A 13,156-nucleotide genomic window follows, 5' to 3' on the forward strand; every position below is an offset into this window, starting at 1 on the left:
TTAAATTTGAAAATTTTTACATTCTTTTTTTAAATTTTCAGAAATTTCATATGGACGAAAACTATCTCCAATGATAAAATATAAATTATTGTATGACCTAAAAGGAGTAAAATATATGAACAAGAATATTTTTGTAGTTGGATTTATGTTATTTGCGATATTCTTTGGGGCAGGGAATTTAATTTTCCCACCAGCACTTGGATTATCGAGTGGCCATTTCTTCTGGCCAGCTATATTTGGATTTGTCATTACGGGAATCGGTTTACCATTAGTTGGTGTAATTGCTGGTTCAATTGAAGAAAAGGGATATAGAGTATCATTAGGGAAAATACATCCTGTATTTGCAATTGTATTATTAGTGGCCATTTCTTTAACAATCGGACCGCTATTTGCAATACCACGTACTGCAGCAACTTCATTCGAGATGGGAATTACGCCAATATTTGAAACAACAAGTTCAATGGCTTTATTTATTTTCTCACTGATTTACTTTGTAATCGTATTTTACTTAAGTTTTAACTCAAGTAAAATGGTCGATAAAGTTGGCGCGATTTTAACGCCATTATTGTTAATTTCAATTACTGCTTTGATCATCAAAGCGTTCTTCACTTTAGGAGGACAACCAGCTGGAGCAGGGGATCTTGAGGTTTATAGCAGTGGTGGAACAAGCTTTGGTAAAGGTTTTGTAGAAGGTTACTTAACGATGGATGCCATTGCTGCCATTGCATTCTCAATGATTGTAATCACTGCAATTAAGAGTAAAGGCGTTACGAAAGAAACTGGTTTATTTAAACAAACTATTTTAGCTGGCGTTATTGCAGCTATCGCACTAGGCTTTATTTATGTTTCGTTAGGCTGGATAGGAAATCATATGAATGTTTCAGCTGAAACAATTAAAGAATTAAATGATAACGGACAAAATATCGGAACATATTTACTGACAACTGCAGCACATTTAGCATTTGGTGAATTTGGTAAATATTTAATAGGTATTATTGTTGCTTTAGCTTGTTTAACGACAGCTACAGGCTTAATCGTATCAGTAAGTGAATTCTTCCATGAATTAATACCTAAAATTTCATACAAATGGTTTGTGGCAATCTTCACTATAATTAGTTTTATACTTTCAAATCAAGGTTTAACAACAGTGATTAAAGGTTCACTACCTGTATTACTCGTATTATATCCAATTGCGATTACATCGGTATTATTAATCTTATTAGCTAAATATGTTAATACACCACCAATTGCACAGCAGTTGTCTGTAGCATTTGTTACCATCATTTCATTTATATCAGTATTTAATCATACAGGATGGGCAACAATTGGTTTTATTAATAAATTACCGTTAGCACCATATCAAATGGAATGGATTCCATTTGCAATCGTTGGATTTATTATTGGCTTTATTATAGGTAAAGTTAAAAACCAACCACCAATTGAATATAGTTAAATAAAAGATGGAATCTTCAAATTTATTTTGAAGATTCTTCTTTTTTATGTCATCATAATTATAAATATAGCAAAGGGGATGTTGTTATGTATTTAAATGCATTTATTAATAAAGATGAAACATGGCTTTTATGGGCCATTTTAGTGAGTATTGCAGCACTCAGCATTTATTTAGAACAAAGGTACGCTTTTGCTTCTAAAATAACCGGTGCCATCATTGCTTTAATTGGTGCTATGATATTATCTAACTTGAATATTATTCCAATAGAGTCACCGGTGTACGATCAAGTCTGGAATTATGTTATCCCTTTAGCAATACCATTACTGTTATTTAGATCAAACATATTTAAAATATGGAAAGAAAGTAGACGACTGTTATTTATTTTCTTAATCAGTTCTATTGGCACGGTAGTAGGGGTAGCAGTCGCATTTTTATTACTGCATCAATTTATACCGGAACTAGATAAAATAGGTGCTATGATGACAGGTAGTTATATTGGAGGCGGTGTAAATTTTGCTGCACTCAGCACTAAATTTCAAACACCTGGAGAACTCGTGTCAGCTACTGTAGTTGCAGATAATAGTGTCATGGCTTTTTATTTCATCGTACTCATTACATTACCTAACTTAAAATTTATTAAGAAACATTTCAAAAGACTACATACTGAAAATAATCAATCAGAAGGGAACAACGCTGAAGCATATTGGAAAAGAAATGAAATTAGTTTAAAAGATATTGCTTATTCATTTGCGATTGCATTTTCTTTAGTAGCTATAAGTTTTAAAATTTCTGAAACCGTAAACAGCGTCGTACCTAAAAGCAATCCGTTTATGGAAATTTTAGTTAGTATTATAGGCGATCAATTTTTATTATTAACAACGTTGACACTGATTATCGTAGCGATATTTAGTCGATTTTTCGAAAATTTAAATGCATCTGATGAGCTCGGTACATTTTTAATCTATATTTTCTTCGTTGTAATAGGGGTCCCAGCTTCAATTCCAATCATTATTAAGACGGCACCGTTATTATTTATTTTCGTAGCAATTATATTAATCTTCAATTTAGCCATAACACTTTCTTTCGGAAAACTATTTAAATTCAATATTGAAGAAATATTGCTCGCTAGTAATGCCAATGCTGGTGGACCAACAACGGCAGCTGCTTTAGCAATTTCTAAAGGTTGGCATAGCCTAGTTGGACCAATATTGATTATCGGCACATTAGGATATGTTATTGGTAACTATGTCGGTACAATGATGGGGTATTACTTAAGTCAATTTATGTAGAATATGCATTACTTATAGTTAAATAAAAAATGGAACTTCGATATCGAAGTTCCATTTTTTTATGATTTAAACGTATTTCTTAATTGGTGTTGTTCATCTTTAAGTTGTAAAAGCTTTGTTTTTAAATCTTGTTCTAATGTTTGTAATTCTTGTTCAGCTTGTTGACGTTTGCGTGTACCGTCTTCTTGTATACGAAGTGTTTCTTGTATTGTATCTACAATATTTGTTTGTGTCGTCTTCAATGTTTCAATATCTACTATACCGCGTTCATTTTCTTCAGCAGTTCTTACAGCATTTTGTTTCAACATTTCAGAGTTCTTTAATAATAATTCGTTTGTAGTATCCGTAACTTTTTTCTGTGCTTCTGAAGCACCTTGTTGTCTTAATAAAGTTAATGCGATAGCCATTTGGTTTTTCCATAATGGAATACTCGTTAAAATAGAACTTTGAATTTTCTCTGCTAATGTTTGGTTAATGTTTTGAATCATTCTAATTTGTGGTGCAGATTGTAATGTGATTTGTCGAGATAGTTGTAAATCATAAATTCTCTTCTCAAGACGATTAATATATTGTTGTAAATCTGCTAATTCTTGAACATCCATTTGATTATTAGAAGATTTAACTTTGTTTTCAAGCTCAACGAGGTCATTTTGTTTCAATTCGTCTCGTTTCTTTTCTGCTGCAGCAATATAAATATTTAATGCATCAAAATAAGCTTTGTTTTCTTCATACAATTGGTCTAATAAGCCAACATCTTTCATTAACATATTTTGAGATTTTTGTAATTCAACTGATATACGGTCAACTTGTGCACCAACTGATTGATATTTGCTGAACATTTCATTTACAGAACGTTCTGCTCTTCTAAAAATTCTCTTTAATCTAGATTTATTTTGCTTCTGTAATTCATCAGGATTCACTTCTTTTAATTTATTCATTAAATTTCTTAAAGAAGAACCAATTGGACCAACATCTTTAGATTGGACTTGCGTTAGCATCTGATGAGAGAACTGAGATAACTTACTTTGAGCTTGCTGTCCGTATAGCAATAAACCATCATTATCTAAAGGTTTAATTTGTTTAGCAATTTCATTTATCTTGCGTTGATCTTCATCAGAAAACGATTTTTCATAAGTTGACGTCACATCAGATTTCGTTTGTTGTTCAGTTACTTCTGATTTTTGTGCTGCTAATTCATTAGATGAATCTTTAAAAGGGTCATCAATGAGATCATCAAATAAGTTTTTATTCGTTTCAGTCATCTTTACGCTCCATTTCATATTCGTATTTTTTTGCATTCTTTTTTAAATTTACTTTTTCTTTAGTTGATTCTGGTATTGCTTGTCTATAACTATTTCTATCTTTAGCTATATCAGCAAGTTCCATTTCAATATCTAATTGATGATAGCTAGATTCGTTGAGTTGTTTCAAATCTGCTACTAGCGTTCTTTTGTTCTCATCAATTGTAAGTTTAGTTTGCTTTAATTTTGCCTTTTCTTCTTTAGACTTATTAGGCATACGTTGTAGCATTGTATAATTATCAATTAAATTTACAGTATTATCTAAATGTGAGTAGAAGAAACTTTCAACTGCGTAGAACTTTTCAGGTGATTGTTTAACTGTATTATAGATAGTACGGGCCAATTTAGCGACTTCATTTAAATTTTTAAATTCGCTATATGATCTTACACGCATATAATTCTTGTAAAGACGTTTCAACTTTGGTTGAGCATCGTTTAATTGTTTTCTAATAAAATGAAATTCACGACGCGTTAAACCCATTTCTTTTAAATATTTTCTAGAACTATACCATTGAATAGGTAAAAAGCTAAATACATACGATCCCGCAAAAACAGCCGTATCAATCATAAAATGTAAATCCAATTGAAAAACACTAAATAAAAATGCGATAAATGCGATAGGTACAGACAGAAGTGCACCTAATACATATGATAAATTATATTTCATTGTCATCTTCCTAATTTATAACGTTTTGAAGTGCTTTGTTTTTTCGTCTAACGTCGTTTGTTCAACTGTATAATTTTCAACAACTGAAGCAGGCGCCACGCCTTGTATAACACCATTTGTAAATTTTTCTAAATCATCATTTTCGCCACTAGCATATATTTCTACATAATCGCTAACATTTTCAACGCTACCTATAATGTTATACTTTTTAGCGAGTTGTGCTGTAAAAAATCTAAAACCGACACCTTGTACGCGGCCAAAAACTTTAATATGTTTTCCGTTCATATTTATCACCTCATATATCCATTATAAAGGGTTACGTTTAAAAAAACTAATAATTAGGAACATAGGCATAAGCTATTCTCTTGATTTAATTTCTAATAAGATTTAAATTAATTCTAGGGCAATTTTCTAAACAGGGGAGTTTTTTAGATGTACAAAATCGTAACAATCCGAACAGATTATGAGGGTTGGTGGCTGTTTGATGGTTGGAAGGATAATATTATTAAAGAAATAGAATGTCACGATTATGATGAAATGGTTAAGCAGTATCAAAACTTACTTGAAAAATATCAAACTAAGTTTACAAACGAAGTTATAGGTAAACATAATATTCATGCCTTTTATAATAATTGTGATTTATCATATTGCGAAGACTGTGAAGAAGATTTACAAATTTTTTATAGTATTCTTATATTAAATGACAATTCTATTTATACACCTTTACCAAATTAATAAAATCTGAAAATATCTCAAATAGTATTGCATTTGGATATTGAGTAACGTATAATAAGTAATAGCAATATCGTTATTCCATATTGCAAATAACATTAATGATTCATTGTGTTTTTTGTAATATGCGAATATCGCATATTGAATTTTAGTCTTGGAGGTTTCACAATTATGAAACAAGGTACAGTAAAATGGTTTAACGCAGAAAAAGGATTTGGCTTTATTGAAATTGAAGGAGAAAATGACGTATTCGTACATTTCTCAGCAATTAACCAAGAAGGTTACAAATCTTTAGAAGAAGGTCAAGCAGTAGAATTCGAAGTAGTAGAAGGCGACCGTGGCCCACAAGCTGCAAACGTTGTAAAACTATAATATAAATGAATTTGAAAGACTAGAAAGAAACCCTAACATTGTTAGGGTTTCTTTCTGCTTTGAGATAATATTATAATTTAGTAATAAATGATACTTATATCATTAAGAAGTGCAAAGATCTCTTCATTAGGTTATAGCCTAGTGAAAAGATCTTTTTTATTTTTATATTTACGATTTTGCTCGTGCATGCTTGCCTAGGGTATGGTTCGAGCCTGTAGTCGCGTGCGGCATACTATTCCCTCAGGCGTCAGCACTTTACAAAATCTTGGAGAAAGATTATAAAGAGTTTTTGCTATTTATCATGTGGGGCCTGACTTGATAAATTCGCGGACCAATCGCACGAAGACTCAGAAGATAAACTAAAAAAGAGCGCAAATTCTTCATATAACAAGAATTTGCGCTCTTTTCCAATAATCTAGCATGTTAATGTCCTAGACTATTTTTATTTTACATCGTTCATAATTAATTGTTTTAATGATTGTCTTTTAATAACTTCTCTTGCTTTACCATCTTTAACAAATAGAACTGAAGGTTTTAACATTTGATTATAGTTAGAACTCATTGAGTAATGATAAGCTCCGGTAGACAATACTGCTATATAATCACCAATTTTTGTCGATTTAGGTAATTTCATGTCTCTTCCTATTAAATCTCCAGATTCACATAATTTACCTGCAATTGTTACTTCGTGCGTATCTTCGTCATTTCTATTTACAAGCAATGCTTCATACTGTGCATCATACAGAGCTGTTCTAATATGATCACTCATGCCACCATCTATTGATACATAAGTATTCACGTTCGGTATTTCTTTAATTGTACCGACTTGATATAACGTAACACCCGCTTCACCAACTATTGAGCGACCTGGTTCTATTGATATTTCTGGTATTGCCATTTCGTATTTCTTACTATTTTCTTTAATAGCGTCAGTTATAAGCTTAATACCATCTTCAATAGGGTAACTTTTATCTGCTTCTGTATATTGAATGCTAAATCCGCCACCTAAATTCAAGATATCAATTTCAATATCGTGCGCTTTTAACCATTCGAATACGATTTGAATCGTATTAATTGTGCCATCTGCTTCAAATATTTGTGAGCCAATATGGAAGTGAATACCTTTAAAGTCTATTTTATCTGACGCTTGTAAAGCACGTACACCTTCTAATGCGGTACCATGTTTAATTGACAAGCCAAATTTGCTATCTTCTTGGCCAGTTTGAATAAATTCGTGTGTATGTGCTTCAACACCTGGATTAACTCTTAAAACAGCTTTAATTGGCTTAGAGGCAACACGATTAATACGTTCGATTTCATCTAAAGAATCAATGACAAAGTATTCTACGCCACTTTCTATAGCATACTCTATTTCTTCATTTGTTTTGTTGTTACCATGGAAGTGTATTTTACTCGGATTGAAGCCACTTGCTAAAGCTGTATATAATTCACCTTCAGAAACAACATCTAATCCCATTTGTTCTTCATCCATTAATTTAAATAACTGTATACTACTAAAAGCTTTCGATGCATAAGAAATATTATAAGACAATCCACTTTCTTTAAAAGCTTCATGAAATCTTCTACATTGATTTCTAATTTGTTCTTCATCATATACGATAGTAGGGGTACCAAAGCTTGCAGCTATTGTCTTTAATGACACGTTACCCATTGTTAAAACACCTTGTTCGTTATATTTTACTGTCATGATATAATCTCCTTTATTAATGAATGATGGTTCAAAGCACTAATTTGTTCAGAATTTGCGCCAACACCTTTAAATGTAAATTCATCTATCCTTATTTCATCACTATACATTGTAACGATATCTCCACTTTGTACAGAATCATCTACTTCGACAAACATGTGACTCATCATTAGACCGCGTATTGGATAACGCTTTTGATTGATCAACGCATCATATTTGGCTCTTGTCTTAAGTATACCGTCACCATAACCAATATCAACTACAGCTATATTGCAGTCTTGCTCAGCAGTATATTGAAAGCTATATCCACACGTTTCTCCTTTTTTTATAGGACGAACTTGTATGACATTTGCAGTTACAGAAAAATTTTGTTCGGTAAGTGTAGTAGGTAAGGTGCTATACGGCCTAGAACCATATAATATGATGCCTAATCGTGCATGTGTATGTTTGTCTAATAATCCATCTTCACGGACATAACTCGCGCTATTTTGAGAGTGTATAAATTCAAATTTATAGCCCGCGTTTAAAATATGCGTTAAACAGTTATTCCATGCTGTTCTTTCAGTCTCATATTCATCACCATCAAATTCGTCAGCATAGCCAAAATGCGTCCAAATCCCTTCAATAATTGCTTGATGCTCTGTAGGGAGGCTTGAATTATGTTCTAATGCTTCTATCATTTCATATTGATCCTTTAATCCTGAACGGTGCAATAAATTTTCTAGCTCTAAATGTAATTTAATACCTGCTAAAGATTCTATATGCTCATAGAAGAACTTTAAAGAGGGCAATGTCATTGCAATATTATAGGTTTTTAACGTTTCAAATTCTACTGATGGATTCATGAGAAATATGTTCACATTTTGATCTAAGTTGCGTATTCTAATCGCTTCATGCAAAGAAGTCGTACTAAAAGTATGAATGCCCGCTTTTATAAAAGATTGGACAGCAAATTCTAAACCGAAATGATAAGCATCATTTTTTACAACTGCCATAACATCATTATCGTGAATGACATTTTTTACATTATTAATAAATTTTTGTTCTTCAATTTTTATACGTGCTACCATTAAACGACCTCTCCTTGAGTTAATAAAGCTGTGTAATAATCAGCGATACTTATCAATATTTCTTCATCAAAATTCAATCTATTTGTGTGAAGACCATATACATAATCTTTTTCTATATTTCGTGTTCCGAAAAAGACAAAATAACTTGGTGCTAAATTTCTATAAAAACTAAAGTCTTCTCCGAATAAATAAGGCTTTTCAAGTTCATGTTGTGTTAAATTAACTTCAGATAACGCATTTGTTACGCCTTCATAAAGACTGGCATCATTTATAGTAGGTGGATATCCTTCTGCGTATTTAAGTGTGCACGTTACATTAAATAATAATTCAACACTTGCTGCTATTTTTTGCATTTGATCTTTAACTATTTGAAGATCATTCGTATCATAAGTTCTAATTGTACCTTCTAAATAGCCGTTTTGAGGAACGGTATTAATCGCTTCACCAACATTAAATTGGCCAACGTGTACGATATTACGATTGAGACCATTTAAATGAAATTGCTGTATTTGTGTAACTTGAGATAATACGTGCATCATTGCTTCAGAGGCCGCTTTACCTTCTTCTTTACTTGCCACATGACTAGACAAACCATTTAAATAGAACCTATACTCAGTCGCACTCGCTGTAATTTCATCATTTTTAAACGCAACAGTTCCTGCATCTTCAAAAGGCATAATATGCACACCATATATCTTTTCGATATTATGTTTATCAAACACTTTCGATTGTATCAATTGATTAGCGCCAGCTTCTGTTTCTTCAGAAGGTTGATAAATAAATACAACATTATGAGGTAATTGACCTTTATCATATAAAGCTTTACAACGTTTTGTAAAAAGCATAAGTGCTGTCGTATGGCCGTCATGCCCACATGCATGCATAACGTTATCGACCGTACTTTTATATGAAATATCGTTCACTTCTTGAATAGGTAAGGCATCAATATCTGCTCTATATGCAATTGTATGATTTGAATTACCCTTTAAATAGCCAATAATACCTGTTTGAATAGGGCGTTCATATGGAATTTCAAGTTCTTTTAAAAATGATTCAATATATGCTGTTGTTTCATACTCTTGCATGCTCAACTCAGGATGTTGATGCAAGTATCTTCTTGTATTTTGAACAAATTCTAATTCAGACATTAAACTCAGTCCCTTTATAGTATGTATAGAAAACGCCAATCAAAATGATTGGCGCATTCATGTTATATAATTAATTTAAATTACGTAATGCAGATACAATTTCTTTTTTACCATCTTGAACATCTGCTGATTGTTTAATTACTTTAGCAGGTGTACCAGCAACGACTGCACCTTCAGGAACATCTTTCGTTACAATAGCACCAGCTGCTACAATTGCGCCTTTACCAATTCTTACACCTTCAAGAATAACTGCATTTGCACCAATTAATACATCGTCTTCAACAATAACAGGAGAAGCACTTGGTGGTTCAATTACGCCAGCTAATACTGCACCAGCACCAACGTGAACATTCTTACCTGTTGTAGCGCGGCCACCTAAAGTAGCATTCATATCTATCATAGTGCCTTCACCGACTACTGCACCAATATTAATTGTTGCACCCATCATAACTACAGCGCCATCTTCAATCACAGCATGTTCTCTAATGAAAGCACCTGGCTCAATACGTGCATTTGTATTTGTTAAATCTTTTAATGGAATTGCTGAATTACGGCGATCATGTTCAATTTCTACATCAGTAAATGAAGATTTGTTGTTCTCATAAAAGCTCTTCCAATCATTCGCATCACAAAAAATTGTTTTTGATGATTCTGAACCAAATACTTTAAATGACTCTGGGAACTCAACATTTTCAAATTGCCCATTTACATAAACTTTTAATGGGGTTACTTTCTCCGCCTCACTAATATATTGAATAATTTCTTCTGCTGTAAAATCTTTAACCATGTTAAATTCTCTCCTCATTTAAGTTATTGTATGTGTAATATCCGTTTTCTTTATTTACTAAAACATCAGCTACATTAATAGCGCCATTTGCAAAGATATCTTTAGATTGTGCACGGTGAGTAATTTCAATTGTCTCATCGTGTCCTGCAAACAATACTTGATGTTCTCCAACAATTGTACCACCTCGTTGAGAGCTAATTCCAATTTCTGCTGCTTCACGTTTAGATGAAGACTCGTGTCTATCATAAACTGGCACTGACTGTTCTCTTTTCTCTTTAATCGCATCATATAGTTGTACAAGTGTACCACTAGGTGCATCTACTTTTTTATTATGATGTTTTTCAATCATTTCAATATCAAAGTCTTCCAGTAATGGGACTGCATATTGAATAATTTCTTTAAGTATGTGAACACCATAACTCATATTAGCACTGAAGAACACAGGCATATGAGCAGACTTTTCTTTTAGTTTTTCAATTACTTTTTCTTTTTCACCAGTTGTTGCTATGACTAAAGGTAACGTAAAATCTTCTTCTAGCAACGGTAATAACAGTTCAGGATTTGAAAAATCGATCGCAACATCCGCTTCCGGTGCTTTAGAAATTGAATTAAAAGCAGGGTAGGGATATTGTTTAGACGAATCCTTTACAATTACACCTACAATTTCGTTATCTCTTTCTTCAGCTAATCTCGCGACGCGTTCATTCATAGCGCCGTAACCAATTAATAATATTCTCATTGTTTTACACCATCTTTGAAAGTATTAAATGCTTCACTTAAAATAGTTCTTTCTTTTTCCTCTAAAGTTACAAGTGGTAATCTCACTTCATATTGCCCAAATCCTAATTCAGAAGTGAGTAACTTAATTGGTACTGGATTAACATCGACACTTAAGTGATTTAATAAAGTCACAATTTCTGCATTTAAAGCAGTAGCTTGTTCTAATTGATCATTTGAAACGTAATCATATAATTGTTGTGTTTCAAATGGTATCGCGTTAGCAACTACGGAAATAAGTCCATCGCCACCTAGACGATAATAATCGTACATATTGTCATCATTGCCACTATATAAAGCAAAATCACTTGGTAATTTACTTTTTAAAGTTTTTGCATATTCTAAATCGCCAGTTGCATCTTTAAGTGCAACGATATATGGATTTTCACTTAATTTAAGCACCGTATCAATTTCTATCGTCATGTTCGTTCTTGAAGGCACATTGTATAGAACGACTGGCAATGCAACTTCATTGGCAATTTTAGTGAAATGCGCAATTAAACCTCGTTGACTCGTTTTATTATAGTAAGGTGTAATTAACATAATTGCATCTGCACCTAATTCTTTTGCTTTAATAGATGCCTCAATTGAAGCTTGTGTATTATTTGTACCTGTTCCTGCAATAACAGGCACACGGCCATTCACTTTTTTAATACCGCATTCTAATAAAGCGTTTCTTTCTTCAGCTGTCAATGTTGGGTTCTCAGCTGTTGTACCGTTGATAATAATACTTTTAACGCCATTCTCTATTAAAAATTCTATATGATTTTCAAATGCTTCGTAGTCTACATCCTCGTTTGTAAATGGTGTTGTTAGGGCAACGCCCACACCCGTAAAAATATGTGACATACTTAACACTCCTCATTTTATTTATTTAATTGCATAACTTGTTCTAACACTTGAACTGCATTTAAACTTGCACCTTTTAGTAAATTATCTGAAGTACACCAAATATGGAAAGTATTATCTAAAGAATCATCTTTACGAATTCTTCCAACAAATACTTCATCTTTACCAGTAGAGTGTATAGCTAATGGGTATTCGTTATTTTCAACATTGTCTACTAATACAACTCGATCATCTTCTTTAAATAAGTTCTTGATGTCTTCAACTGTTGCTTCTTTATCTAATGTTACGTTCATGTGGACACTGTGGCTATCTTGTACAGGTACACGCACACAAGTCGCTGTAACATTTAGAGACGGTTGATCTAAAATTTTTCTCGTTTCTTCAATCATCTTTTGTTCTTCTTTTGTATAACCATCTTCTAAAAATACATCTATATGTGGTAACACGTTATTATATATTGGGTGAGGGTAGTTCTTAGGTGCTTCACCTTTTTCACCATTAGACAAATCTTCACGACCAGCAAGTCCCGAACCTGATACTGCTTGGTAAGTTGTATAAGCAACTCTTTTTAAACCAAATGTATCTAATAAAGGTTTCAATGGCACGACTGATTGAATAGTTGAACAGTTCGGATTCGCAATGATTTTACGATCTAATTTCGGTTCGTTAACTTCTGGAACGATTAAATCAATACCTTCATGCATTCTCCATTGACTAGAATTATCTATAACAATAGCGCCATGTTTTTCAAAGAGTGGTGCGAATGCTTTACTTGTTCCGCCACCAGCGCTCATAATCACATAATCAAATTGACCATCTGTTTTTTCTTCCGTTAAAGCTTCAACAGTATATGTTTTTCCTTGAAATTCAACTTCTTTACCTGCTGATCTTGGTGATGAAAATAGTACTAGTTCATCAAATGGTACATTCTTTCTATCTAATACTTCTAATACTTTTTCTCCTACTAAACCTGTTGCACCTACAACTGCTAATTTTGTCATTT

Annotated in this window: 14 protein-coding genes; 4 read left to right on the forward strand and 10 right to left on the reverse strand. The window is 32.6% G+C overall.

Annotation, left to right across the window (positions count from 1 at the left end):
* Positions 1-115 precede the first annotated feature (115 nt).
* Both brnQ and PYW35_RS06935 read left to right on the forward strand, forming a co-directional pair.
* Positions 116-1,453, forward strand: a complete 1,338-nt coding sequence (gene brnQ / locus PYW35_RS06930; RefSeq protein ID WP_103322306.1) for a branched-chain amino acid transport system II carrier protein — start codon at positions 116-118, stop codon at positions 1,451-1,453.
* Positions 1,454-1,539: 86 nt separating this feature from the next.
* Positions 1,540-2,742 carry a DUF819 family protein gene (locus PYW35_RS06935; protein WP_103322307.1) on the forward strand — a complete coding sequence of 401 codons (1,203 nt, stop codon included), beginning with the start codon at positions 1,540-1,542 and terminating at the stop codon, positions 2,740-2,742.
* A 59-nt stretch (positions 2,743-2,801) separates the two neighbouring features.
* Here PYW35_RS06935 and PYW35_RS06940 read toward each other — a convergent pair whose 3' ends face one another.
* From PYW35_RS06940 to PYW35_RS06950, 3 genes are read right to left on the reverse strand one after another with little or no spacing between them, the layout of a single operon-like run.
* On the reverse strand, positions 2,802-4,004 hold the full coding sequence (locus PYW35_RS06940) for a toxic anion resistance protein (protein WP_103322308.1): 1,203 nt from the start codon (positions 4,002-4,004) through the stop codon (positions 2,802-2,804).
* Complete coding sequence (locus PYW35_RS06945; protein WP_016912582.1) at positions 3,997-4,710, reverse strand: 5-bromo-4-chloroindolyl phosphate hydrolysis family protein; 714 nt, start codon at positions 4,708-4,710, stop codon at positions 3,997-3,999. Before PYW35_RS06945 ends, PYW35_RS06940 begins: the two co-directional genes overlap by 8 nt.
* A gap of 15 nt (positions 4,711-4,725) precedes the next feature.
* The gene (locus PYW35_RS06950) at positions 4,726-4,995 is read right to left on the reverse strand and encodes an acylphosphatase (RefSeq protein ID WP_103322309.1); all 270 of its coding nucleotides are present in this window, start codon (positions 4,993-4,995) and stop codon (positions 4,726-4,728) included.
* A 147-nt stretch (positions 4,996-5,142) separates the two neighbouring features.
* On the opposite strand from PYW35_RS06950, the gene PYW35_RS06955 reads away from it, so the two are divergent.
* Together PYW35_RS06955 and cspA are read left to right on the forward strand one after the other, a co-directional pair.
* Positions 5,143-5,445, forward strand: a complete 303-nt coding sequence (locus PYW35_RS06955; RefSeq protein WP_016912584.1) for a DUF1033 family protein — start codon at positions 5,143-5,145, stop codon at positions 5,443-5,445.
* A gap of 168 nt (positions 5,446-5,613) precedes the next feature.
* Positions 5,614-5,814, forward strand: a complete 201-nt coding sequence (cspA, locus tag PYW35_RS06960; protein WP_016912585.1) for a cold shock protein CspA — start codon at positions 5,614-5,616, stop codon at positions 5,812-5,814.
* Positions 5,815-6,256: 442 nt separating this feature from the next.
* Here cspA and lysA read toward each other — a convergent pair whose 3' ends face one another.
* The 7 genes from lysA to PYW35_RS06995 all read right to left on the reverse strand — a co-directional run bounded on the left by lysA (position 6,257) and on the right by PYW35_RS06995 (position 13,154).
* Positions 6,257-7,522 carry a diaminopimelate decarboxylase gene (gene lysA, locus PYW35_RS06965; protein ID WP_103322310.1) on the reverse strand — a complete coding sequence of 422 codons (1,266 nt, stop codon included), beginning with the start codon at positions 7,520-7,522 and terminating at the stop codon, positions 6,257-6,259.
* On the reverse strand, positions 7,519-8,592 hold the full coding sequence (locus PYW35_RS06970; RefSeq protein WP_103322311.1) for an alanine racemase: 1,074 nt from the start codon (positions 8,590-8,592) through the stop codon (positions 7,519-7,521). Before PYW35_RS06970 ends, lysA begins: the two co-directional genes overlap by 4 nt.
* Positions 8,592-9,740 carry a M20 metallopeptidase family protein gene (locus PYW35_RS06975; protein ID WP_103322312.1) on the reverse strand — a complete coding sequence of 383 codons (1,149 nt, stop codon included), beginning with the start codon at positions 9,738-9,740 and terminating at the stop codon, positions 8,592-8,594. Before PYW35_RS06975 ends, PYW35_RS06970 begins: the two co-directional genes overlap by 1 nt.
* A 70-nt stretch (positions 9,741-9,810) precedes the next feature.
* Positions 9,811-10,527 (reverse strand): 2,3,4,5-tetrahydropyridine-2,6-dicarboxylate N-acetyltransferase, encoded by a 717-nt coding sequence (gene dapD, locus PYW35_RS06980; protein ID WP_103322313.1) that lies wholly within the window; start codon positions 10,525-10,527, stop codon positions 9,811-9,813.
* A gap of 1 nt (position 10,528) precedes the next feature.
* On the reverse strand, positions 10,529-11,266 hold the full coding sequence (gene dapB / locus PYW35_RS06985; protein WP_103322314.1) for a 4-hydroxy-tetrahydrodipicolinate reductase: 738 nt from the start codon (positions 11,264-11,266) through the stop codon (positions 10,529-10,531).
* Positions 11,263-12,153, reverse strand: coding sequence for a 4-hydroxy-tetrahydrodipicolinate synthase (gene dapA, locus PYW35_RS06990; RefSeq protein ID WP_103322315.1), 891 nt, complete (start codon positions 12,151-12,153; stop codon positions 11,263-11,265). The genes dapB and dapA overlap by 4 nt, the downstream gene beginning before the upstream one ends.
* Before the next feature lie 17 nt (positions 12,154-12,170).
* A complete protein-coding gene (locus tag PYW35_RS06995; RefSeq protein ID WP_103322316.1) occupies positions 12,171-13,154 on the reverse strand; it encodes an aspartate-semialdehyde dehydrogenase in 984 nt (327 codons plus the stop codon).
* Positions 13,155-13,156 lie beyond the last annotated feature (2 nt).

This window comes from Mammaliicoccus vitulinus (genome assembly GCF_029024305.1).
GTDB lineage: Bacteria > Bacillota > Bacilli > Staphylococcales > Staphylococcaceae > Mammaliicoccus > Mammaliicoccus vitulinus.

Coding starts and splice junctions, on each gene's coding strand:
- dapB (WP_103322314.1), bottom strand. CDS start 11,266: ATGAGAATATTATTAATTGGTTACGGCGCTATGAATGAACGCGTCGCG.
- lysA (WP_103322310.1), bottom strand. CDS start 7,522: ATGACAGTAAAATATAACGAACAAGGTGTTTTAACAATGGGTAACGTG.
- PYW35_RS06970 (WP_103322311.1), bottom strand. CDS start 8,592: ATGGTAGCACGTATAAAAATTGAAGAACAAAAATTTATTAATAATGTA.
- cspA (WP_016912585.1), top strand. CDS start 5,614: ATGAAACAAGGTACAGTAAAATGGTTTAACGCAGAAAAAGGATTTGGC.
- PYW35_RS06945 (WP_016912582.1), bottom strand. CDS start 4,710: ATGAAATATAATTTATCATATGTATTAGGTGCACTTCTGTCTGTACCT.
- dapA (WP_103322315.1), bottom strand. CDS start 12,153: ATGTCACATATTTTTACGGGTGTGGGCGTTGCCCTAACAACACCATTT.
- PYW35_RS06940 (WP_103322308.1), bottom strand. CDS start 4,004: ATGACTGAAACGAATAAAAACTTATTTGATGATCTCATTGATGACCCT.
- PYW35_RS06955 (WP_016912584.1), top strand. CDS start 5,143: ATGTACAAAATCGTAACAATCCGAACAGATTATGAGGGTTGGTGGCTG.
- brnQ (WP_103322306.1), top strand. CDS start 116: ATGAACAAGAATATTTTTGTAGTTGGATTTATGTTATTTGCGATATTC.
- PYW35_RS06950 (WP_103322309.1), bottom strand. CDS start 4,995: ATGAACGGAAAACATATTAAAGTTTTTGGCCGCGTACAAGGTGTCGGT.
- PYW35_RS06975 (WP_103322312.1), bottom strand. CDS start 9,740: ATGTCTGAATTAGAATTTGTTCAAAATACAAGAAGATACTTGCATCAA.
- dapD (WP_103322313.1), bottom strand. CDS start 10,527: ATGGTTAAAGATTTTACAGCAGAAGAAATTATTCAATATATTAGTGAG.
- PYW35_RS06935 (WP_103322307.1), top strand. CDS start 1,540: ATGTATTTAAATGCATTTATTAATAAAGATGAAACATGGCTTTTATGG.
- PYW35_RS06995 (WP_103322316.1), bottom strand. CDS start 13,154: ATGACAAAATTAGCAGTTGTAGGTGCAACAGGTTTAGTAGGAGAAAAA.